The organism is Proteus sp. NMG38-2, assembly GCF_020640995.1.
In the GTDB taxonomy this organism is placed as follows: Bacteria; Pseudomonadota; Gammaproteobacteria; order Enterobacterales; family Enterobacteriaceae; genus Proteus.
In genome coordinates, this window is the sequence record NZ_CP085481.1 from 883,249 (window position 1) to 907,939 (window position 24,691).

At 34.9% G+C, this 24,691-nt stretch carries 22 protein-coding genes and 1 pseudogene; 21 read left to right on the plus strand and 2 right to left on the minus strand.

Annotated elements, in window-relative coordinates; genetic code table 11:
* Positions 1-131 precede the first annotated feature (131 nt).
* The gene (sfsA, locus tag LG402_RS04120) at positions 132-842 is read right to left on the minus strand and encodes a DNA/RNA nuclease SfsA (RefSeq protein ID WP_227336468.1); all 711 of its coding nucleotides are present in this window, start codon (positions 840-842) and stop codon (positions 132-134) included.
* Between the two features lie 85 nt (positions 843-927).
* Here sfsA and hrpB point away from each other — a divergent pair, with 85 nt between their 5' ends.
* Positions 928-3,360, plus strand: a complete 2,433-nt coding sequence (gene hrpB, locus LG402_RS04125) for an ATP-dependent helicase HrpB (protein WP_319800756.1) — start codon at positions 928-930, stop codon at positions 3,358-3,360.
* Positions 3,361-3,476: 116 nt separating this feature from the next.
* Positions 3,477-5,795: pseudogene (mrcB, locus tag LG402_RS04130) on the plus strand (bifunctional glycosyl transferase/transpeptidase); the annotation flags it as partial.
* A gap of 93 nt (positions 5,796-5,888) precedes the next feature.
* Here mrcB and hemL read toward each other — a convergent pair.
* Positions 5,889-7,175 (minus strand): glutamate-1-semialdehyde 2,1-aminomutase, encoded by a 1,287-nt coding sequence (hemL, locus tag LG402_RS04135; protein ID WP_166539540.1) that lies wholly within the window; start codon positions 7,173-7,175, stop codon positions 5,889-5,891.
* A 275-nt stretch (positions 7,176-7,450) separates the two neighbouring features.
* Here hemL and erpA point away from each other — a divergent pair, with 275 nt between their 5' ends.
* From erpA to LG402_RS04230, 19 genes are all read left to right on the plus strand, one after another.
* Positions 7,451-7,795 (plus strand): iron-sulfur cluster insertion protein ErpA, encoded by a 345-nt coding sequence (gene erpA / locus LG402_RS04140; RefSeq protein ID WP_006534944.1) that lies wholly within the window; start codon positions 7,451-7,453, stop codon positions 7,793-7,795.
* A gap of 730 nt (positions 7,796-8,525) precedes the next feature.
* A complete protein-coding gene (locus LG402_RS04145) occupies positions 8,526-9,044 on the plus strand; it encodes an Hcp family type VI secretion system effector (RefSeq protein WP_036933014.1) in 519 nt (172 codons plus the stop codon).
* A 99-nt stretch (positions 9,045-9,143) separates the two neighbouring features.
* Positions 9,144-11,306 carry a type VI secretion system Vgr family protein gene (locus tag LG402_RS04150; RefSeq protein WP_227336471.1) on the plus strand — a complete coding sequence of 721 codons (2,163 nt, stop codon included), beginning with the start codon at positions 9,144-9,146 and terminating at the stop codon, positions 11,304-11,306.
* Complete coding sequence (locus tag LG402_RS04155) at positions 11,306-12,526, plus strand: DUF4123 domain-containing protein (RefSeq protein ID WP_227336472.1); 1,221 nt, start codon at positions 11,306-11,308, stop codon at positions 12,524-12,526. The genes LG402_RS04150 and LG402_RS04155 overlap by 1 nt, the downstream gene beginning before the upstream one ends.
* A complete protein-coding gene (locus LG402_RS04160) occupies positions 12,523-15,753 on the plus strand; it encodes a toxin VasX (RefSeq protein ID WP_227336473.1) in 3,231 nt (1,076 codons plus the stop codon). Before LG402_RS04155 ends, LG402_RS04160 begins: the two co-directional genes overlap by 4 nt.
* Positions 15,753-16,679, plus strand: coding sequence for a hypothetical protein (locus LG402_RS04165; protein WP_227336474.1), 927 nt, complete (start codon positions 15,753-15,755; stop codon positions 16,677-16,679). The genes LG402_RS04160 and LG402_RS04165 overlap by 1 nt, the downstream gene beginning before the upstream one ends.
* Complete coding sequence (locus LG402_RS04170; RefSeq protein WP_227336475.1) at positions 16,672-16,941, plus strand: PAAR domain-containing protein; 270 nt, start codon at positions 16,672-16,674, stop codon at positions 16,939-16,941. Before LG402_RS04165 ends, LG402_RS04170 begins: the two co-directional genes overlap by 8 nt.
* Entirely contained in the window at positions 16,941-17,732 is a 792-nt protein-coding gene (locus tag LG402_RS04175) for a hypothetical protein (RefSeq protein WP_167395470.1), read from the plus strand. The genes LG402_RS04170 and LG402_RS04175 overlap by 1 nt, the downstream gene beginning before the upstream one ends.
* A 25-nt stretch (positions 17,733-17,757) precedes the next feature.
* Positions 17,758-18,027 carry a PAAR domain-containing protein gene (locus LG402_RS04180; protein WP_109407908.1) on the plus strand — a complete coding sequence of 90 codons (270 nt, stop codon included), beginning with the start codon at positions 17,758-17,760 and terminating at the stop codon, positions 18,025-18,027.
* A 23-nt stretch (positions 18,028-18,050) separates the two neighbouring features.
* Complete coding sequence (locus tag LG402_RS04185) at positions 18,051-18,977, plus strand: hypothetical protein (protein WP_227336476.1); 927 nt, start codon at positions 18,051-18,053, stop codon at positions 18,975-18,977.
* Positions 18,970-19,239 (plus strand): PAAR domain-containing protein, encoded by a 270-nt coding sequence (locus LG402_RS04190; RefSeq protein ID WP_227336475.1) that lies wholly within the window; start codon positions 18,970-18,972, stop codon positions 19,237-19,239. The genes LG402_RS04185 and LG402_RS04190 overlap by 8 nt, the downstream gene beginning before the upstream one ends.
* Positions 19,239-20,030, plus strand: a complete 792-nt coding sequence (locus tag LG402_RS04195) for a hypothetical protein (RefSeq protein ID WP_227336477.1) — start codon at positions 19,239-19,241, stop codon at positions 20,028-20,030. The genes LG402_RS04190 and LG402_RS04195 overlap by 1 nt, the downstream gene beginning before the upstream one ends.
* 24 nt (positions 20,031-20,054) lie before the next feature.
* Positions 20,055-20,324, plus strand: a complete 270-nt coding sequence (locus tag LG402_RS04200) for a PAAR domain-containing protein (protein ID WP_227336939.1) — start codon at positions 20,055-20,057, stop codon at positions 20,322-20,324.
* Positions 20,325-20,347: 23 nt separating this feature from the next.
* Positions 20,348-21,274, plus strand: coding sequence for a hypothetical protein (locus tag LG402_RS04205; RefSeq protein ID WP_227336478.1), 927 nt, complete (start codon positions 20,348-20,350; stop codon positions 21,272-21,274).
* Positions 21,267-21,536, plus strand: a complete 270-nt coding sequence (locus LG402_RS04210; RefSeq protein ID WP_227336479.1) for a PAAR domain-containing protein — start codon at positions 21,267-21,269, stop codon at positions 21,534-21,536. Before LG402_RS04205 ends, LG402_RS04210 begins: the two co-directional genes overlap by 8 nt.
* Complete coding sequence (locus LG402_RS04215) at positions 21,536-22,327, plus strand: hypothetical protein (RefSeq protein ID WP_167395470.1); 792 nt, start codon at positions 21,536-21,538, stop codon at positions 22,325-22,327. The genes LG402_RS04210 and LG402_RS04215 overlap by 1 nt, the downstream gene beginning before the upstream one ends.
* Positions 22,328-22,464: 137 nt before the next feature.
* The gene (locus LG402_RS04220; RefSeq protein ID WP_166539020.1) at positions 22,465-23,412 is read left to right on the plus strand and encodes a hypothetical protein; all 948 of its coding nucleotides are present in this window, start codon (positions 22,465-22,467) and stop codon (positions 23,410-23,412) included.
* A gap of 49 nt (positions 23,413-23,461) precedes the next feature.
* Entirely contained in the window at positions 23,462-23,731 is a 270-nt protein-coding gene (locus LG402_RS04225) for a PAAR domain-containing protein (RefSeq protein WP_227336480.1), read from the plus strand.
* Between the two features lie 23 nt (positions 23,732-23,754).
* Entirely contained in the window at positions 23,755-24,681 is a 927-nt protein-coding gene (locus LG402_RS04230) for a hypothetical protein (RefSeq protein WP_227336481.1), read from the plus strand.
* The last annotated feature ends 10 nt before the right edge of the window (positions 24,682-24,691 follow it).

A 24,691-nucleotide genomic window follows, 5' to 3' on the forward strand; every position in this document is an offset into this window, starting at 1 on the left:
GGGCGCTATAAATAGCAGATGCCCGCGAGGATAGCAATTATTCCTTTAATAAGTTTTCTCATGGTGTGAAGGCACGCAAGTAAATGTCCCTTTTTAGTTAAAAAATGATTAACTAAAGCCATGAAAATCAATTAACTATTTGAAATAAAAGGTAATTGCTGTCCAATTGTTAAATTGTATTCACTAATATTGATGCGATAACACAAGATTTCAACCCCTGCGTCATGCGCTTCTTTTAGCAATGAAGCATAGTCAGGGTCAATCTCTTTAGCAACAGTCACTTCCGTAATGCCAGTATGGGGAACTGCGTAGAATAAGACAGCCCTTAAACCCAATTTTGCGATAGCCGTCAACTCTCGAAGATGTTTCTGGCCGCGTTGAGTTTTTGCATCAGGAAAATAACCCATTCCGTTATCTAACAATGTGACTGACTTCACTTCAATATAGCAGTCAACTTTATGATTTGATTTAAGTAAAATGTCAATACGGCTATTCTCATTCCCATATTTGACTTCTCGTTTTATCTCTTCATATTCAGATAATTCTGGAATATCACCCGCTTCAATGGCATCTGCAACAATACCGTTCGCTCTTAATGTATTTACACAAATCCAATCATCAGTTTGAGTCTGTGTAAGCTCCCAACTGTGGGGGTATTTTCTTTTTGCATTTGAAGATGTGGAATACCAAACCGTATCACCGGGAGTCGCACATCCTGTCATTGCTCCTGTGTTGGCGCAATGAAGCGTGAATTCTTCCCCATTTGGGGTAACAACGTCTGCTAAAAAACGCTTATACCGTTTTAGTAAAGTGGCAGATTGTAGCGGTTGCTCAAATTTCATGACAACTCCGATGAAAATACGATCTTTAATAAAGCGCTAATGCTACAATGCCAAGCCGAGAAAGTTAATGAGTCATGGAGCCTGTGTGCATTTATTGCCAATCTTTGAGGTAACGGAAAATATCGTTACTGCGTTAAAACAATTCCCACAAGTCTTACTTCATGCGCCAACAGGTGCAGGTAAATCAACAGCGCTTCCTCTCTATTTACTTGAGCAAAATTTTTTTGACGGCAAAATAATTTTATTAGAGCCAAGACGAATTGCCGCTAAAAGCATTGCTTATCGTTTAGCAAGTCAGCTTAATGAAGATGTGGGTCATACGATAGGTTATCGTATGAAAGCAGAAAGCAAGGTGAGCCAGCACACTCGACTTGAAGTGGTAACAGAAGGTGTATTAAACCGCATGTTACAGCAAGATCCAGAACTGACAGGCGTAAGCCTTGTGATATTAGATGAGTTTCATGAACGCAGTTTACAGGCTGATTTAGCTCTAGCTCTATTACTCGATGTTCAAATGGGATTACGCGATGATTTGCGTGTTTTGATTATGTCAGCAACCTTAGATAATCAAAAACTCACGACATTATTACCTAAAGCACCAATGATCAGCGCTCAAGGGCGCAGTTACCCAGTCGAAAGAGTTTATTCTCCTATCAATACGCATCAACCTTTTGAACAAGAAATTGCCACCATGGCTTTGCGGTTATTGGCGCAAGAAACTGGCTCCATGTTGATATTCTTGCCGGGTAGCGCAGAGATTATGCGTGTTACTGAAATACTAAAAGATAAAGTGGATAAACATGTGCTGCTATTTCCACTGTATGGGGCGTTGTCATTAGCAGAGCAGCAAAAAGCGATTGAACCTACAGAAAGAGGTTATCGAAAAGTGGTACTTGCGACCAATATCGCAGAAACCAGCTTAACAATTGAAGGTATTCGCCTTGTATTGGATAGTACGATTGAGAAACGCGCTCAGTTTGATTTAAAAAGTGGTGTCACCAGCTTGCTACGCCAGCGAATTAGTCAATCATCACAAACACAAAGAGCAGGGCGTGCGGGTCGCCTTGAAACTGGAATTTGCTGGCATTTAATGAGCCAAGAACAATCACAACGAATTGCCTCTCATCAAGTACCCGAAATTTTAAGTAGCGATTTATCCTCATTATGGCTTTCCGTATTGCAATGGGGATGTCGCGATATTAACCAGTTGAACTGGCTAGATACACCTTCGTCACAAGCATTGAATGCAGCTAAAGATTTATTGTATCGTTTAGGCGCCATTGATAAGTATGATGGATTAACACCGCGTGGTTTGCGTATGGCGCAATGGGGAATAGAACCTCGATTAGCAGCGATTTTAGATTACGCGAGTGAGCAAAGCGACAATCATCTGGCGACGGCAGCACGCTTATGTGCAATCTTAGAAGAGCCACCCCGAGGACAAGAAATTAATCTGGAGTGGATTGCTCAACCAAAAAACACCTTCTGGACACGACGTGAAAAACAGCTTTCTCAACATCGGAAAGGGGCGTTTTGCCCTGAATTGTTAGGTTTATTATTAGCGGTTGGATTTCCTGATAGGATTGCTAAAAATCGTGATAATAAAGGTCGTTTTCGTTTAGCAAATGGGCAAGGTGCCATGATGGAACATTCGCACTCAATGAGTGATACACCGTGGATCTTAGCACCATTATTACTACAAAATGCGCATTATGCCGATGTGCGTATTTTATTAGCACTACCGATTGATATCGATGAAATATCAACGACCTTTTCTGAACTTATTGAAGAGAATACCACGGTTGAATGGGATGAAAAACGCGGTACGTTAATCACTTGGCAACAACGTCAATTAGGGCGACTAACCTTAAGCCAGCGTCAATTAGACAAACCCAATAAACAACAAATGCAACAAGCATTATTGAATTGGCTGAGAGATAACGGTTTAAATGCTTTGGCACTTAATGAAGAGACTCAACAGCTTTTTATACGGCTTTCTTTAGCGAAAAAATGGTGTCCAGAAGCCTTATTACCTGATTTAGATGGATCTGTATTACTTGAAACTTTAGATACATGGCTATTGCCCGAGTTGGGTGAAATTCAGACATTAAAAGCATTACAACAAATTGATATTAATACAATTATTAAAAACCAATTAACGTGGCATGAAAATCAGTTGCTACAAAGTTTATTTCCAACGCATTATTTGGCGCCAACAGGCACAAAAGTGATTATCAACTATGATTTGGAGTTACCTCCTGTGATCGCTATCCGCATTCAAGAGGTTTATGGCGAACAACAAAGCCCTATTGTAGCGAATGGTCAATTACCCGTTGTAATGGAGTTATTATCGCCAGCTCATCGACCTATTCAAAAAACACAAGACTTAGCAACGTTTTGGGTTGGAAGTTATAAAGAGGTGCAAAAAGAGATGAAAGGGCGTTATCCAAAACATTTGTGGCCTGATTCACCCGCGAATACTGCACCTACACGGCGAGTAAAAAAATATAGCCAATAAATAAATGTAAGTTTTACCCTAGTGTTATTTATATTTGAGAGCTTTCTTGTGTGATCACACAGAAAAATAGCGACAATGTTAGGCTTCTTTATCCCGTGATAAAGGGGTTTTAATGAGAGATACAGTTCATGAGTAGAAAGAAAAGACCAGCAAAACAAGCCAAAAGAGGTCGTTTTTGGTTTTGGTTATTTGTCAAAATTACGGTTGTAGTTGCGGTTTTAATGGGCATTTATGGTGTTTATTTACATTCTCAAATCAAAGAGCGCCTTGATGGCAATGTTTGGGAATTGCCAGCGGCTGTTTACGGACGCACCGTTAACTTAGAGCCGGGCATGAATTATAGCCAAAAAGAGATGGTGAGCTTACTTGAAGGCATGCAATATCGTAATGTCAACAAAATCACACGTCCCGGCGAATTTGTAGTAAGAGGCAACACGATTGAGATGTTGCGCCGACCTTTTGATTTCCCTGATGGCCGTGAAGAGCAAATTTTGGCTAAGTTGACTTTTGAGCAAAATTCTCTCGTTAGCATTACAAATATGGGAAATCAGCGTCAGTTTGGTTTTTTCCGTCTCGATCCTAAATTAATTACCATGATGCAATCTGCCAATGGTGAACAACGTTTATTCTTAGCAAGAGATAAATTCCCACAATTATTAGTGGATACATTAATTGCAACAGAAGATCGTCGTTTCTATGAGCATGACGGTATCAGCTTTTATTCTATTGGCCGTGCGGTATTAGCAAACTTTACTGCGGGTAAAGCGGTTCAAGGCGGTAGTACTTTAACGCAACAGCTAGTGAAAAACCTGTTTTTGACTAACGAAAGAACGTTAAAAAGAAAGCTAAATGAAGCCTATATGGCAATTATTATGGATGCGAGTTATAGCAAAGATCGCATTCTTGAGCTGTATCTTAATGAAGTCTTTTTAGGACAAAGTGGTGATGAACAAATTAGAGGTTTTCCTTTAGCTAGCCTCTACTATTTTGGTCGCCCCGTTGATGAATTAAGCCTTGATCAGCAAGCACTTTTAGTGGGTATGGTAAAAGGTGCATCTGCTTATAATCCATGGCGTAATCCAAAGGCAGCATTAGAGCGTCGTAATGTGGTATTAAAACTACTGCAAACCCAAGAAATAATCGACCAAGAGCTTTATAACGTATTAAGTGCACGTCCTTTAGGTGTAAAACCTCGCAGTGAAGCGTTAACACCTCAACCTGCATTTATGCAACTGGTTCGCCAAGAGTTACAAACAACTTTAGGCGATAAAGTAAAAGATTTATCAGGTACAAAAATTTTCACCACATTAGATCCAGTCTCACAAGATGCGGCTGAAAAAGCGGTTGAAGTGGGTGTCGCGGATATCCGTAAAGTTCGTAAAATTGACGATCTTGAAGGGGCGATGGTTGTTGTGGATCGCTTAAGTGGTGAAGTTCGAGCTTTAGTGGGGGGATCTCAACCACAATATGCAGGCTTTAACCGTGCATTATCAGCTCGTCGTTCAATTGGTTCTTTAGCTAAACCTGCTACCTACTTAACGGCATTAAGTGAGCCAGAACGTTTTCGCTTAAATACATGGCTTGCGGATGAACCTATTTCTGTGCCTATTCCAGGAGGCAAACCTTGGCAACCTCGTAACTACGATCGTGGTTATAAAGGCAAATTAATGCTGGTGGATGCGTTAGCAACCTCACGTAATATACCTACAGTAAATCTTGGTTTAGAAGTGGGATTAGACCATGTGATCAAAACATGGATTAACTTGGGAGCACCTGCGGAGAATCTGGAAAAAGTACCAGCGATGCTTCTTGGGGCGTTAAACTTAACACCAATGGAAGTCGCTCAAACTTTCCAAACAATTGGTAGTTTAGGTAACAGAGCAAAAATATCGTCATTACGTTCGGTTATTACTCAAGATGGTACTGTGCTTTACCAAAGTTATCCTCAAGCTGAAACGACGGTTTCGCCTCAAGCGGCTTATATGACGTTATTTGGTATGCAACAAGTGGTTAATTCAGGGACAGCATGGCGCGTATTAAAACCAAAATTTGGTAATTACAACCTTGCAGGTAAAACCGGTACCACTAACGATTTGCGTGATAGCTGGTTTGCGGGAATTGATGGCAAAGAAGTCACCATCGCATGGATGGGGCGTGATAATAATGGCCCAACAAACTTAACGGGTTCAACAGGGGCATTGTTGCTGTATCGTAATTATTTAGAGAATCAAGCACCGCTGAAATTAAATCCACCAGTGCCAGAAGATATCGCAGAGATGTCTGTTGATGCTCAAGGTAACTTTGCTTGTTATGGTGGTGGTGTTCGTACACTACCTGTATGGACAGCAAATCCAGATGGATTGTGTACACCTATTCAGCAAGATACTGATGAAAGTGGCGCACCAAAATGGTTACAAGATCTATTTTCTGAGTAAGTAATCACATAGATTAGCTAAAATAAAAAACGGCACATAAGTGCCGTTTTTTGTTTATTCGCATCTTATTTTTATTAAAAAATGAATCGAATATTAGCCCTTCATCTGAGCAAAAGCATATTCCGCTGCCTCAATAGTGCGTTGAATATCTTCTTTGGTATGAGCAATAGACATAAAGCCAGCTTCAAATGCAGAAGGTGCAAGGTAGATGCGTTTTTCTAGCATTAAATGGAAGAATTGTTTAAAGCGTTCAACATCGCAATTCATCACATCTTGATAGCAAGTGACTTCTTTTGCATCTGTAAAGAACAGACCAAACATACCGCCCACATGATTGATAACCATTGGGATGCCCGCTTGTTGTGCTTTTTCAAGTAAACCATCAGCCAGCATCGTTGTTAGTTCATTTAATGTTTGATGAACACCCGGTTGTGATACTTCGTGTAAACACGCGAGACCTGCCGCCATCGCAATTGGGTTGCCTGATAAAGTACCTGCTTGATAAACAGGACCAATTGGTGCGAGTTTAGACATCACTTCCATATGTCCACCAAATGCACCCACTGGCATACCACCACCAATGATTTTACCTAAGCATGTTAAGTCAGGATCAACATCGTAATAAGCTTGTGCGCCACCTAATGCCACGCGAAAACCTGTCATAACTTCATCAATAATCAGCAATGCACCAAACTCATCACATAATGCACGTAAGCCCGGTAAGAAGTCTGCTTTTGGTGGTACGCAGTTCATATTGCCCGCAACAGGCTCAACAATGATACAAGCGACTTCTTCAGGGTAATTTTCAAATGCTTGGCGTACAGAATTTAAATCGTTGTAAGTACAGGTTAAGGTGTGTTTTACAAAATCAGCGGGTACACCTGGTGAATTTGGTTGTCCCATCGTTAGCGCGCCAGAGCCCGCTTTAACTAATAGGCAATCTGCATGACCGTGGTAGCAACCTTCAAATTTAATGATTTTGTCACGACCCGTGTAACCACGAGCAAGGCGAATAGCGCTCATTGTCGCTTCTGTACCTGAGTTCACCATGCGAACCATGTCCATAGAAGGTACCAGTTCAGTGACTAGGTTTGCCATTTCAACTTCAGCAGCCGTTGGTGCGCCAAAGCTTAGGCCTTTTTGTACCGCGTCAGTAACAGCATGACGAATGGAAGGGTGGTTGTGACCTAAAACCATCGGTCCCCATGAGCCGACATAGTCAAGGTAAGCTCGTCCATCAACATCATAAATATACGCACCATTAGCACGTTCAATAAAAAGAGGGGTTCCACCTACACCGTTAAATGCTCTAACAGGTGAGTTGACACCGCCGGGGATCACTTGTTGTGCGAGATTATAAAGCGTTTCAGACTTGCTCATGTCAGACTCCTAATGATGGGTGAGCGTAAGATTAAGGCGTATTCTAAAGCACCGCGCAGATGAAGCCAAATACACGACAACAACATTTTGATTTATCACTGTTATTGTGGGTGCGTGATTTATCGTAAAAAGCGATAGGTAGCAAAAAGTGTATTTTGTCCACAACAAACTTGAAGGTTATGAGCAGGTATTAGATAATCATCACATTATATCAGCAAGAAATATAAATTTTTGCTGGCTGTTTTTTTGCTGGAATACCCAGTCTGGAGTGAACAATGAGTGATGATATGGCTCTGCCGTTACAATTTACTGACGCGGCTGCAAATAAAGTAAAAGATTTGATTGCGGATGAAGAAAATCCAAATCTGCGTTTACGTGTTTATATCACGGGCGGCGGTTGTAGCGGATTCCAGTATGGTTTTACCTTTGATGATGCAATGAATGAAGGTGATATGACCATAGAAAAACAAGGCGTTGCCTTAGTGGTTGATCCGATGAGTTTGCAGTATTTAGTGGGCGGCTGTGTGGATTATACTGAGGGATTGGAGGGGTCGCGTTTTATTGTGACGAATCCTAATGCTAAGAGTACGTGTGGTTGCGGTTCCTCTTTCAGTATCTGATCCTTCTTTGGCGTCGTGGCTGTGCAGTAGTGCCACGGCGTTAGAGCAGTGCTCGTAATGCTCACATACTAATGTATGCTCCGCTTACTGTGCGCTGTCTGCCTTGTTGCACTGCTTGCTCGCTCACGACTTTTGTTTGTGAGAGTTTATTGGTTACTCTTTTCTTATCTTCTCTTCTCTTCTCTTCTTTTCGTTATTTATTCTTTCTGAGCTTATTTCATAAAATCACTCTATGGGTGATATTTTTTCCTCTATTTAAATATATCTTCTGCGATACGCTAAATTTTAGGTGCGGATTTTTTGTCCTTTGAGAATAAAAATCGTAGTTTGCTTATTATTTTGAAAATAGGGTTATTTTTTCCTTATAAATCAACATTGTTACAAATTGAAACAAAATACACACTTTGTTACATATTAAAAATCCATGTACATTAGAACTGACTGGCTTTAGCGAGATTTCGGACATTTACGAAAGGTAATTGTATAAGTAAATACACTTATTTTAAGAAACGAAAGCAGTAAATAACGTGTGAACAATTATTTTACGCTAAGTCACTTATCCTACGAGGATACAACGTCCTTCTTTTCCGTCACCCCCTTTACTTCCCCTTAAAATTACTTAAGCTACTCTAATCAAATCGCGGTGCGCACTGGCTGATTTTTTGAAAAGGACATCAACAATAATAGTTTTGTTGAGAAACAATAACTGATAGTTAATTAAGGACTTGCCATGCCAACTCCATGCTATATCTCCATTGAAGGAAAAACCCAAGGCAATATTACTGCGGGTGCATTTACGGCTGAATCAGTAGGAAATATTTATGTTCAAGGCCACGAAGATGAAATGCTGGTGCAAGCATTCTCTCATGTAGTGACTGTGCCCACTGACCCACAATCAGGTCAGCCTTCAGGTCAACGTGCGCATAAACCTTTCCGTTTTACGGTGGCGTTAAACAAAGCGGTTCCTCTGCTGTATAACGCATTAGCCTCGGGCGAAATGTTGCCAAAAATCACATTAAAATGGTATCGCACCTCGGTTGAAGGGAAGCAAGAGCATTTCTTCACCACCACATTAACTGATGCCACCATCGTGAATATCGATTGCCAAATGCCACATTGCCAAGATCCGACTAAGTCTGACTTCACTCAACTGATCGAAGTGTCTCTTTCTTATCGCAAAATTGATTGGGAACACACCGTTGCAGGGACATCAGGCTCTGACGACTGGCGTGCGCCACTCGAAGGTTAATTCTTCACACTTTATTTATGGGCTCTGTCATGAGCCCATTGTTCTCTGCATTTTTTGTCTTTTTTATTGCGTGTTTGTCACATTTAAATGGGAGCTTTTATGTCAACGAATGACGCTAACAATACCCCTAAACCTCGTTTGGTATTAGATGATCCGGCATCATCTCGCCCTTTTGAAATAGGGATGACATTCTCTGAACAGCAAGCTCGCATTAAAAAATACAGCGAATTACTCGACACCCTAGGAAAGGGATTACTTCATACAGGGTTAGTGTTTACTTGCCAAATTGGCGATTTACCTAAAAGCACTTTTCAAGTCACTCAGTTTGATTTAAACGAAGGATTATCAGAGCTTTTCACGCTTTCGATACACGCGGTGAGTGAGCAACGTGATATTGATTTTGCCAACCAATTAGGTGTGGCTTCATCATTAACTGTCAGTCGTGACGGTAAAACAATCCGCACGGTTCAAGGCTTACTGGCGAGTGCTGAACAAGGCAACACCGACGGCGTTAAAACGTGGTATCAATTTGTTATTCGCCCTGAAATGTGGGTGATGACGCTTAATCAAGATAGCCGTATTTTCCAACATAAAACGGTACCTCAAATTCTTCAGCAATTGCTAGATGAAGCGCATATCAAATATGACAACCAGCTCTATCAACCCGAACTGCATCAAACTCGCCGCTATATCACGCAAAAGCGCGAATCCGCTTATGCCTTCTGGTGTCGTTTAGCGTTTGAAGAAGGGATCAATTTTTGGTTTGAAGAAGGGCCAAAATTATTTTATAGCGACAATCATTTAGGGATGACGGCGGGGATCACGCTAACCTATAACCCACAAGCAGAAACCGATATTACGGATACCACTGCCACCACATGGCGCTATACCGAACGTTTATGCAGTGATGTGCGTATTGACAAAGATTATAACCCAATACGTCCTTCTTACCCGTTATCACAAAACACAACGGGTGACGTCCATCAACAACACCCTGTTTTTGAAAGCTATGGCCGTTTTCAAGAAGAGGCAGAAGCGCAGCCGCTAAATCAATTGCGCTATGAGCAATCTCAAAATTATCGTCAAACAGGCTCAGCAAGCACTAACTGTTTTGCGTTAATGCCGGGCAAAGTGTTTACCTTAACCAATCACCCAAGTGTGCGTATGAATTCGCGTTGGCAGGTGATCAGTGTTTCGCATCATGGCGTACAGCCCTCTGCGGATAACGGTGGTGGTGAGGGAACTCAACTTTCAAATAATGTCACTTTTATTCCCGGCACGCAGGAATGGCGACCGCCTTTTCATTATAAACCGCTGGCGGATGGTGATGAATTGGCGACAGTCGTTGGTCCAGAAGGTGAGGAAATTTACACCAATGAACAAGGCGCGGTAAAAGTTTACTTTCATTGGGATAGACGCGGAAAGCCTGATCATAGTGGTTCGTGTTGGTTGCGAGTGGCACAGGGTTGGAATGGTGATGGCTTCGGTTTTATGGCGATCCCTCGCATTGGGCAAGAGGTGATTGTGTCTTATTTAAATGGCGATATTGATAGACCAATTATCACCGGTTGCACCTATAACGGTCGCAATGCCCCACCATTGGATTTACCCAAAGAAAAAACCCAAACCACATTTCGTACCAAGACGCATAAAGGCACAGGATTTAATGAACTGCGATTTGAGGATGCCGGCGGACGCGAAGAAGTGTATTTACATGCGCAGAGGGATCAAAATACGCATATTAACCATAATAAATTTCAATATATTGGTAAAAATGAATCTCATGAAGTTGCAAATGATCGCAAACATGAGGTTTGTCATAATGAATTTATTCGTATAGTTAATGAGCAAACCCTTAACGTGGGTGTCAATCAATTCGAGCAAATTGGTAAAGATCGCATTACTCGGATTGATAATCATTGGAAAGAAGTGATCCATGCCAGTCATTTTCAAGAAGTAGGTGAAAATAAACAGTGTGATATACAAAATGATTATAAATTAACAGTTGCTGGTGGTATTCATTCTCATACTAAAGTACATACTCTACAAGCCAGCGAAACGATGATAATTAAAGGGAAATCAGGAAGCATTCAACTGGATGCTCAAGGTGTCACTATTACTGGAAATATTACGCTAAGAGGGAATGTTTCTATTGTAGGCGGAGCTCCTGAAGTTGTACCTTCATTGGAAGCTGCTGTAAATGAAGGGCTTCCGTTATCGGAAGATTGTCGAGCAAAAGCGTTAAAGCAGGATACGCCATAATGACTTCGACAATAAATGAAATCTATCAAAATTATTGGGTAGCGCAATGCCACTATACTAGAGAGGGTGAAGAGTTCTGTGGCTATATGACATTATTAGGGGAAAGTGAAGATCAAGCTATTAATGAAATGCGCCATTATTTTAGCCAGTATAAAGATCAGTACAGTGCCGCAATATATGATGATATTGTTCCTGCAATAACGTTTATTAAAAGAAGTAATAAACTTGAATTACCTTTAATTCGTCAATTGCGTAAACAAAATAGTGAACATATAAATGCTATTCTTATTGATGAAAAAAACCTAACAAATCCACTTCCTTCGGAAAAAGGCGATATTTATTATCAGTCAGGTTCTCCTGAGTTTATTAATGGTTGTACATTATATTTAGTGATTGATAGCGGAGAATATCTACGTCAAACAGGGCGATCACTTATTCCTATGTTATATGGCTCTTGTTTACCTTGGCAACCTCTTTATCAAGGAGAGACTCAAACCAGTTTAGAAGATAATGCACCCTATTTAGTACAAGTTTTATCTAATAAAGCAGGGCAACAATTATTAGATGACTATATGTGTATGCCAAATAAAGGAACATTAGGACTATTTTTAAATAGTACTAAACCATTTTTTGAATTACATCGTCAATTAAGAAAATTAACTTATTTATATAACCAAAAGTTAAATACGTGGAATTTTTTCCGATTTTATGATGTTACACATTTTATTCCTTTTATTGAATCATTAAAGGAAGGACAACTTCTTAATGTTGTTAGTGGTATCAATGCGTTCTATGGTTATAATAAAGAATATATTGATGGTGTTAAAATTACATTTGATCCTCACTATTTGAATGATGATGGGGTAAGAGAATCATTATTTATTAATGAGAGGTTGTATAGATATTATTCAAACCTAACATTAATACAGAATATAACAAAAGCAAAACAGTTAATTATTCAATTTTCGCCAGATGCTAATGAAAATAATGTGATTGAATTAGATAACTATTGTCTAAAATTAGCTAATCAAAGTTTTTTAGAAGATATCACACAGACACAAGCTATTTTATACACTTTATTGGCTCGTTATATCAGTCGCGATGATTTTCAAAAATGGAAAGAGGCGACTGAATATGCAATGCCTTATAAACATAATCAAGTTCTTTTTAGCTATCATCGTTATACATATTGTTCAAATAATCAAGGAGTGAACTCATGACGGAAAAAAATAAAATTACAACAGAAACTGAAAAAACGACTAATACAGCTGATGTTGTTCAAAAAATAAATGAAATGAGTCCTCGTAATTTACAAGCAGATGCAGTTGTATGCCCATGTGAAGATGATCATAGAGCAGTGTACCCAGTAAGGTATGCGTATTCGAATTTATATGGTAATGAAAACGCAAAAGCTGCATTACCACCTCCTATAGATACATTACTTAATGCAAGTAGTGTTGATGAGAATCGAGGATTTTCAGCTCGTTTATTACGACAAGGCTGGATCTATATTTTTGAAGAGGGATCGTTTCCAACAAGAAATAATAAGATTGGTAATTTAATTATTTTTGAACATCAAATAAATTATTCTTATAATGAAAAATTATATAATGAGGGGGATGATAGTTCTGAAGGTTTATCTGCGAAAAAAAATGGAGTAGCGGAAGAAAAATTCATTAAGAATACTGTTTTTATCGATGAAAAATCAGGTGAATTAATTACCAGCGAAGATAAAAAACAATATCCTTATTTGACAATAAAAAAAGATGTCATTAATGCATCTTTTTTATTTAGTGATATAGAACTATCTCCTTATATCTTAAAAAAGATTATCAAAAATAAAAAATATAGAAAATCTTTCATGCAATTCATTAACTTGATATCTTTAGAAAAAAATGATTATTGTATTAAACCAACGGAAGAAAATATTTCTGCACTTATCGAGGACTATAAAAATGAGGAGAAAAAATTTGAAATATTTATTGATGAAGCTAAGAAAATAAAACGGGATCTACCAGGTGAGTACTTTTCAGAAGTAACAGGTAATATAAGTGTTACTCAAAATTCAAAGAAGCTTGTTAATCAACTTCAGAAAACATTAGATGAGAATGAAAATGCTACTCTAGTAATTCTTTATGATCCTGTTGGTTATCAAAAAGATATATTATCACTTTATCTCTTTGTTACTGGTATTTATACTTTATTTCAAGGGCATTGGAGTTATCCTAATACAATAGGAACATTTATTAAGAAACTTGATGAACAGACAAAAAGTGAAAGTATGTCTCCTGAAGCAGGGAAAGAGCTAAAAGAAATCCTTGAGAAAAGTATAAAATTTGATGATTTAAATAAATATACGGCACAAATTGAAAATTGCTATTTAGATTTTCAAAAAATCCAATTAAACATTGTTAATCTCTATCAAGAATTTCTAACGAGTTCTATGATAGCACCTAAAATAGGCGGAATTCAAAACTATGTAGATCATGTTTTTTTAATAAAAGAACAACTAGAAGAAAGTAATGTTTGGCATAGTGATTTTTTAAGAGATCTTGTTAGCTATTGTGAACTTCATTCTACATTATTACATCCATTACATAGTTCAAAAGCAGGAAAAGAATTACTTGATTCATTATATTCCTTCAAGGAAGATGATGATTTTCTAGCAGGCTTTGCAAAAGTGATATTTTATATCTTATCTCAAGATAAGGTTAGAGATAAAAGTAATGAGAAGTTAAGTGAAAAAATACTTCCAGTAGTAAAATCTGCAATTTTTATTTTTTGGGATTCATTAGGTTATGCTTTTACACATACTCATAATAAATTAAAGAATATTTCTACTCATTCAAGAGGGATCAGTTTAAAAGGAGTAGATATAATAGCCAATAAGATCCTTCCTGTAATTTTATCCTACTTTGGTATTTATGTAAGTTACACTAATTTTAGTGAAATGACTGGGGAGCAATTTAATAAATTAATAAACAAGTTAAAACAACAACCTTCGGTTTCAATAAATAATAAAAAAATAATGGATAAAATGTTTAATTGGAAAGAAAGAATTAAAGGTGCCGGTAATAATGTAGTAATAAATTTGCCAAATTTTAAATGGATATCAGAAAAAATAAACACAAACAAGAATTCAAAGTCAAATAAAAATTCAAATTTTAATTTTTATGATGTAAGTGCAACAGCTCTTATTGCAAAAGATGTTTTTTGGCTTGTTAGTGGAATTATTGGGCTTGCTACAACTAAATATCCAACTGAATTTGAAAAAAATAATCCATTAGCTTTACAAGCACGAAGTATATATTCATTGCAAATGGGATATCATTTATTTGCAAGTATACAAGCTATTTTTGATATTCAAAGTACTATGCAAAAATATGCAAGCCTTGTTATGAATCCTAGATATAGTATATTTTTAAAAAGAATGACATTACCTGAAGTTAATGCTCGATTTAGTAAGGTTGCCTTAAAAGGAATTTCATGGGCTGTAATAATTCTTGGTTTTGCACTTCCATTATTTGAATCTAATTCAGCTTTTACAATAGGTAATGATGGGTTTGCTTGGGCTAAAGTTACAGAAGCTTTTAGCTCACTGGCATTATCTTTAGGTATAATGGCTTTAGGTGCTGAAGCTGGAGTTCTGGCTATTTTAAATCCTATTGGGTGGCCTTTAATTATTATTGGCATATTAGGACTCATTGGAAGTTATATTTATAGTAAAAAATATGAATGGGGAGCATTGGAGAAATTATTACAAAATTGTTTTTGGGGTAAAGGTAATCAATATATTGCTTATGGTAAAAAAGATGAAAATAGTAAGAGGAATGATATTAGTTTACAATTGGAGAAATTCATAAATAATTTTGATAAAAATTATCATTATTTTCAAATAGAATTACAAGAGTTCTATAATCTTTTTTTCTCTCCTAAAATTAAAATGGAAATGAAAAATATTGTTTCTAATAATAATTATTATAAACGTAATTTATCTTATAAATTTATATTGCCAAATTTTAAATTTGGTATTTCTGATATAGAATACAAGCTAGTTGAAAATATTTATATTTCTAATGCAGATGACTATGATTCAGAGAAGTATCATTTTTCTGAGTATTATAAAGATCTTTCTTTTTTTATGGAATTTAATTCTAGAAGATATTATTTGTCAAATAATAAAAAGTATAATGAGATTTTTAAAAAGTCACTAGAAACTGCAGTAGCTAGTTCTATAGAAAAAAATAGCTTTGATAAAGATGGTAATTTTATTGTTACTTTTAATGTTGAATATAAATATGATATTTATAATCCAACAGAGTCTATTCCATCAATTTATTGGTATTATAAGGTTGATGAGGGGAAAAATATTATCTCTCCAAGGAGATATAAAGATTTTGAACTTAACAAGGAATTAATTGGTTTTATTAATGATAAGGTAAATTAATGGCAAGTTTATTTATTGGTACAAATCATCCTCATAAGATAGAAATGAATCTTTTTAAGGCAGATAATGATAATTATAACTCAAGTGTTAAGTTAAAAGACTTTGATTTTTTAAATGAGTTAACTGAAGATAAATGTGAAATTGATTCTCCTAATAGAAATATTATCAAGAATATGGCTATTCCTATTTTTATTGTGCTTTTTTTTAGTCTTATTTATTTATTACATGATAAATATGAAAAAATTTATTATGGGAAGAGGGGGTTTATTGATGATGTTATTTTGGTTGAGAATAAATATAATAAGAATAACTTAGAATTAAGTGAAGATTGGGTAATTGTATTTAATAAATACAAGCCATATTTTAACCAAAAAATTACTTATTGGGATTACCTGAAAGCGTATTATTCTGGTGATTTTTATCAAGGAACTAAAAATGCCATCTATCAAGATATTGCATTATTTTCTATGCCATTAATTGGAATGATACTAATGGGGCTGATTATTTTTTATATGCCTTGGGTGGTATTAAAAGTAGATAGAAAACGGCAAATTCTTTATGTCTGGAATTCCAGACAGTTATTAGTGACACGTTATTGTAATGCTGAATTTGGTTATGCAGGTACATTAATGTTCTTAAAACTTTATTGTCTTGATAAAAAAACAGGAAAATTAATAGAAGGTTATTTTAAACCCAATATTTCATACTCAACAGGTCTTTTAGTGAGTAGAACGGCTGAAAATAAGCATTTTGTGACTTTTATTAATACGTTCATGAAAGAAGGTCGAGATGCAATTAGCCAGACTAATTATAGTCGAAGAAAACCGCTATTTTGGTTTAATAAAAATCCACTGCCTGCTGATTTTGAGCAGCAAGTAAGCTGTATTTTAGCCGAAATCGATAAAAAGAAAGCTAAAAATGCGTAGCACAATCCAAGGACGAAAAATCATTTTAAAAAATGATACCACCAATACAAAAGGAACCGTATTAAGCGGTTCTTTATTAGTGAAACAACTTTATGAAATAGCTTGCCTTGGTGATGAAGTCTATTGCCCTGCTTGTCAGCAAAAAGGCAAAATAATAGAAGGGGATACTATGATGAAAATAAACACTATTCCCGTCGCATTAGAGGGGCATAAAGTGCAATGTGGTTGTTTAAAGGGTTGTGTATTAGTGGCAATAGAATAATGAATAAATACGTTATCGATAAGCTATTTCTTTTATCTATCGCGGTGATGGGGTTACTTTTAACTGGCTGTAATATATTAACACCCCAAATAGACAGGACATTCTCCCCTCCTGAAAATGGTAGAACAGTAAAAATTACCGTCGACGTACCCGATGTCGCTGAGCTTTCACCAATGAAGGTTATGTATCGTTCAAACCTTTGCCGAAAAACATATAATAATAATGAAGTACCTACATATACTGTTTCTGGTTTTAATAGTGAAATGGTTTTGTTAGAAAAAGAAGGTAATAGTTCATTATATAGTGCAGTAATCCCTTATAGAGGAGGTGGGAAATGTGATTGGCAATTAAGTAACATTACTTTAAATCTAAATTTAAAAAACAATGAATATTTTTCTAATAGTATCATTGATGTAGTAGGTGCTGGAGTTATTATTATATTTGATAATAATCAGCCTCAAAGAATAGGCGAAAAACCTATTAATAAAGAAGGTGATTTTTATATTTCTTCTCATTATTTTCCTTGGGTCAATAAACAATATGAAAATGATAAAGGAAATATTTTGTGGCTATATGGAGAAAAACTATATTTTTATTATAAATCACGTGGTGCTAAAGAAATTACTTGGAGACCAATTATACATACTGATGTGACCGTTTATTCTGAATATCCTGCAGAGCGTAAAACAAAAGGTATCCAACGAACATTTTATTACTCTGATAGTACAAAAGAAGTTAATAATGAGTCAAAACCAAATTATAAAAAGTTATTATCTCTAATTCAATCATGATTCTATAAATTAAAATGTTGAAAACATGCGTAGCACAATTCAAGGACGAAAAATCATTTTAAAAAATGATACTACCAATACTAAAGGAACCGTATTAAGCGGTTCTTTATTAGCAAAACAAACACATGAAATTGCCTGTTTAGGCGATGAAGTCTATTGCCCTGCTTGTCAGCAAAAAGGCAAGATAATTGAAGGGGATTCCATGATGAAAATAAGCAATATTCCAGTCGCGTTAGAAGGGCATAAAGTGCAATGCGGCTGTTTAACGGGTTGTATATTGGTGGCTATTGAATAACTAATTATTTTTATGGGAATATAATGACAAATTTATTTAGTGGTACAAATAATCCTCATAAGATAGAAATGAATCTTTTTAAGGAAGATAATGATAATTATAACTCAAGTGTTAAGTTAAAAGACTTTGATTTTTTAAATGAATTGAATGAAGATGAATGTGAAATTGATTCTCCTAATAGAAATATTATCAAGAATATGGCTATTCCCATTTTTATTGTACTTTTTTTTAGTTTTATTTACTTATTACATGATAAATGTGAACGAATTTATTATGGAACAATAAGATTTGAAGAAAGTGTGAAAATATATGAGAAAGATTATGATAAAGAATATTCTGTAGTTAGCAATAGTTGGAAAGAAATATATGATGCATACAAGCCATATTTTAACCAAAAAGTTACTTATTGGGATTACCTAAAAGCGTATTATTCTGGTGATTTTTATCAAGGAACAAAAAATGCCATCTATCAAGATCTTGCATTATTTTCTATGCCATTAATTGGAATGATATTAATGGGGCTGATTATTTTCTATATGCCTTGGGTGGTATTAAAAGTAGATAGAAAACGGCAAATTCTTTATGTCTGGAATTCCAAACAGTTATTAGTAACGCGTTATTGTGATGCGGAATTTGGTTATGCGGGTACATTAATGTTCTTAAAACTTTATTGTCTTGATAAAAAAACAGGAAAATTAATAGAAGGCTATTTTAAACCCAATATTTCATACTCAACAGGTCTTTTAGTGAGTAGAACGGCTGAAAATAAGCATTTTGTGACTTTTATTAATACGTTCATGAAAGAAGGTCGAGATGCAATTAGCCAGACTAATTATAGTCGAAGAAAACCGCTATTTTGGTTTAATAAAAATCCACTGCCTGCTGATTTTGAGCAGCAAGTAAGCTGTATTTTAGCCGAAATCGATAAAAAGAAAGCTAAAAATGCGTAGCACAATCCAAGGACGAAAAATCATTTTAAAAAATGATACCACCAATACAAAAGGAACCGTATTAAGCGGTTCTTTATTAGTGAAACAACTTTATGAAATAGCTTGCCTTGGTGATGAAGTCTATTGCCCTGCTTGTCAGCAAAAAGGCAAAATAATAGAAGGGGATACTATGATGAAAATAAACACTATTCCCGTCGCATTAGAGGGGCATAAAGTGCAATGTGGTTGTTTAAAGGGTTGTGTATTAGTGGCAATAGAATAATGAATAAATACGTTATCGATAAGCTATTTCTTTTATCTATCGCGGTGATGGGGTTACTTTTAACTGGCTGTAATATATTAACACCCCAAATAGACAGGACATTCTCCCCTCCTGAAAATGGTAGAACAGTAAAAATTACCGTCGACGTACCCGATGTTGCGGAACTTTCACCGATGAAGGTTATGTACCGTTCAAATCTTTGCCGAAAAACATATAATAATAATGAAGTGCCTACATATACTGTTTCTGGTTTTAATAGTGAGATAGTTTTGTTAGGAAAAGAAGGTAATAGCTCATTATATAGTGCAGAAATCCCTTATAGAGGAGGTGGGAAATGTGATTGGCAATTAAGTAATGTCACGTTAAGAATGGCATTAAAACATAATGATAATTTTTATAAAGATATTAACAAGATAGTAGGAAGTGGTGTTATTATCATTTTTGATAATAATCAACCTCAACGAATAGGAAAGAAACCTGTTAATAAAAAAGGTGATTTTGATATTATATCTGATTATTTTCCTTGGATTGATACACCTTTTAAAAATGATAAGAACATTAGCTTATGGTTATATGGCGAAGAGCTTTATCTTTATTATAAATCTCGCGATGCTCAGAAAATCACCTGGAAACCCATCATTCATAGCGATATAGTCGTTTACTCTGAATACCCAGCAGAGCGTAGAACTGAAGGCATAAGTACAATATATTCTTATCCAGATGGCACAAAAAAATCAAATAGAGATGGAAAGCCAGATTATAAAAAATTACTTTCCTTAATTAAAGAATAATTTTTAAAATTAAAAATAGAAAAAATATGTAGCATAATTCAAGGACGAAAAATTATATTAAAAAATGATACCAACAATACAAAAGGAACCGTATTAAGCGGTTCTTTATTAGCAAAGCAAACACATGAAATTGCCTGTTTAGGTGATGAAGTCTATTGCCCTGCTTGTCAGCAAAAAGGCAAAATAATAGAAGGGGATACTATGATGAAAATAAACAATATCCCTGTCGCGTTAGAAGGACATAAAGTGCAATGCGGTTGTTTAAAGGGTTGTGTATTAGTAGCTATTGAGTAATTAATCATTTTTATGGAAAGATAATGGCAAGTTTATTTAGTGGTACAAATAATCCTCATAAAATAGAAATGAATTTTTTTAAGAGAGATAATGATAATTATAATTCCAATATTAAATTAAAAGACTTTGAGTTTTTAAACGAATTGACTGAAGATGAATGTGAAATTGATTCACCTAATCGAAATCTTATCAAGAATATAGCTATTCCTATTTTTATTGTGCTTTTTTTTAGTTTTTTTTATTTGATATATAATAAAGCTGAAAGTATTTACTATGGAAGAGAAGATTTTCAACAAACAGTTGCTATTTTTGAAAAGAATTACAACAAAGAATATTTAAATCTCAGTGAAAAACGGAAAAAAGTTTATGATAAATATTATCCTTATTTTAATCGAGAGGTTGCTTATTGGGATTACCTAAAAGCATATTATTCTGGTGATTTTTATCAAGGAACAAAAAATGCTATTTATCAAGAGTTTGCGTTATTTTCCATGCCATTAATTGGAATGATATTAATGGGGCTAATTATTTTTTATATGCCTTGGGTGGTATTAAAAGTAGATAGAAAACGGCAAATTCTTTATGTCTGGAATTCCAGACAGTTATTAGTGACACGTTATTGTGATGCTGAATTTGGTTATGCAGGTACATTAATGTTCTTAAAACTTTATTGTCTTGATAAAAAAACAGGACAATTAATAGAAGGTTATTTTAAACCCAATATTTCATACTCAACCGGTCTTTTAGTGAGTAGAACGGCTGAAAATAAGCATTTTGTGACTTTTATTAATACGTTCATGAAAGATGGTCGAGATGCAATTAGCCAGACTAATTATAGTCGAAGAAAACCGCTATTTTGGTTTAATAAAAACCCACTCCCTGCTGATTTTGAACAACAAGTAAGCTGTATTTTAGCCGAAATCGATAAAAAGAAAGTAAAAAATGCGTAGCACAATCCAAGGACGAAGAATCATCTTAAAAAATGATATCACCAATACTAAAGGAACCGTATTAAGCGGTTCTTTATTAGCAAAGCAAACACATGAAATTGCCTGTTTAGGCGATGAAGTTTATTGCTCTGTTTGTCAGCAAAAAGGCAAAATAATAGAAGGGGATACTATGATGAAAATAAACAATATCCCCGTCGCATTAGAAGGGCATAAAGTGCAATGCGGTTGTTTAAAGGGCTGTGTATTAGTGGCAATAGAATAATGAATAAATACGTTATCGATAAGCTATTTCTTTTATCTATCGCGGTGATGGGTTTACTTTTAACTGGATGCAATATATTAACGCCCCAAATAGACAGGACATTCTCCCCTCCTGAAAATGGTAGAACAGTAAAAATTACCGTCGACGTACCCGATGTCGCTGAGCTTTCACCAATGAAGGTTATGTATCGTTCAAACCTTTGCCGAAAAACATATAATAATAATGAAGTACCTACATATACTGTTTCTGGTTTTAATAGTGAAATGGTTTTGTTAGAAAAAGAAGGTAATAGTTCATTATATAGTGCAGTAATCCCTTATAGAGGAGGTGGGAAATGTGATTGGCAATTAAGTAACATTACTTTAAATCTAAATTTAAAAAACAATGAATATTTTTCTAATAGTATCATTGATGTAGTAGGTGCTGGAGTTATTATTATATTTGATAATAATCAGCCTCAAAGAATAGGCGAAAAACCTATTAATAAAGAAGGTGATTTTTATATTTCTTCTCATTATTTTCCTTGGGTCAATAAACAATATGAAAATGATAAAGGAAATATTTTGTGGCTATATGGAGAAAAACTATATTTTTATTATAAATCACGTGGTGCTAAAGAAATTACTTGGAGGCCAATTATACATACTGATGTGACCGTTTATTCTGAATATCCTGCAGAGCGTAAAACAAAAGGTATCCAACGAACATTTTATTACTCTGATAGTACAAAAGAAGTTAATAATGAGTCAAAACCAAATTATAAAAAGTTATTATCTCTAATTCAATCATGATTCTATAAATTAAAATGTTGAAAACATGCGTAGCACAATTCAAGGACGAAAAATCATTTTAAAAAATGATACTACCAATACTAAAGGAACCGTATTAAGCGGTTCTTTATTGATAATTAATATAGATTGATATCCCGATGGAACAAAAACATAAACTCAGTGATCATTGTGAATCACTATTACAAACAGAAACACCAAAAATGACTCAATATCAAGCTGGTGCGCTTGATTTTGTGGAAAAAATAGATAATTTACGATTAGTCATACGCCATGCTTTTTCTAATGGCAGGACTATGTTAGCGATCCCTTTTGTTATCGGCTTACTTTGGGCTTTTAGCTATGGTGTTAAAACAATTTATATTGATCCTTGGAAAAATACAGAATCTCTTTTCCTTAGAATATTAGATAAGAAAGATAATAAGAATAATATATTTATATTACCCCAGCATAGGGATAATGATGAATTAGAAAAAAAATATATTCAGAATGGAAAACTTTCTTTTATAAATTATTGGGACTATTATTACTATAGCAATTCATTTATAAGAGAGAAAAGCATTATTTTAGATTTGTTTTTACTATTAGCTCCATTATTATGTTCTTTACCAATGATCTATTTTGGTTTTATTGCTAGAAATCGACCTTATCTAATATGCGATCGAGAAAAACAATTATTTTATACTTGGGACATGAAAATGAATGTTTATGTTGCTAAGTATTCTCAAATTAATTTTGCAGATATGAAACCAACATTAGCACTTATTTTATATCGAGTTGATGAAAATAATAAGTTGATAGAACATAAATATTATCCAAACTTAACGGTGTTTAGTTTTTTAGGAGGCGGAAGTAGTAATGATAAAGCATGGGGATTAGGATATATTACCAAATATTTATTTTATGGATTAGCACCTTTGATTGAAGGCAAGTACACAAGAAAAAAATATTCTATTTTTAGAGAAGCGCCTATTCCCAAAGATCTTGATAAACAAATAGAACAACAAGTTGTTTTGGTTGATAAAGAGCTGCCACCTTGTAAAGAAATCGAAGATAAATTATCGGAAGCAATTAAGCATTCTATTTAGATTTTTTAGCTAAGTTTACTGTTAATAGTTTATAAAAGGATATATAAACATGCGTAGCACAATTCAAGGACGAAAAATCATTTTAAAAAATGATACTACTAATACTAAAGGAACCGTGTTAAACGGTTCTTTATTAGCAAAGCAAACATATGAAATTGCCTGTTTAGGTGATGAAGTCTATTGCCCTGCTTGTCAGCAAAAAGGCAAAATAATCGAGGGGGATACTATGATGAAAATAAACAATACTCCCGTCGCGTTAGAGGGGCATAAAGTGCAATGCGGTTGTTTAAAGGGTTGTGTATTGGTGGCTATTGAGTAATTAATCATTTTTATGGAAAGATAATGGCAAGTTTATTTAGTGGTACAAATCATCCTCATAAGATAGAAATGAATCTTTTTAAGGCAGATAATGATAATTATAACTCAAGTGTTAAGTTAAAAGACTTTGATTTTTTAAATGAGTTAACTGAAGATAAATGTGAAATTGATTCTCCTAATAGAAATATTATCAAGAATATGGCTATTCCTATTTTTATTGTGCTTTTTTTTAGTCTTATTTATTTATTACATGATAAATATGAAAAAATTTATTATGGAACAATAAGATTTGAAGAAAGTGTGAAAATATATGAGAAAGATTATGATAAAGAATATTCTGTAGTTAGCAATAGTTGGAAAGAAATATATGATGCATACAAGCCATATTTTAACCAAAAAGTTACTTATTGGGATTACCTAAAAGCGTATTATTCTGGTGATTTTTATCAAGGAACAAAAAATGCCATCTATCAAGATCTTGCATTATTTTCTATGCCATTAATTGGAATGATACTAATGGGGCTGATTATTTTTTATATGCCTTGGGTGGTATTAAAAGTAGATAGAAAACGGCAAATTCTTTATGTCTGGAATTCCAGACAGTTATTAGTGACACGTTATTGTAATGCTGAATTTGGTTATGCAGATACATTAATGTTCTTAAAACTTTATTGTCTTGATAAAAAAACAGGAAAATTAATAGAAGGTTATTTTAAACCCAATATTTCATACTCAACAGGTCTTTTAGTGAGTAGAACGGCTGAAAATAAGCATTTTGTGACTTTTATTAATACGTTCATGAAAGAAGGTCGAGATGCAATTAGTCAGACTAATTATAGTCGAAGAAAACCGCTTGTTTGGTTTAATAAAAATCCACTCCCTGCTGATTTTGAGCAACAAATAAGTCGTATTTTAGCTGAGATCGATAAAAAGAAAGTAAAAAATACGTAGCACATTTGAC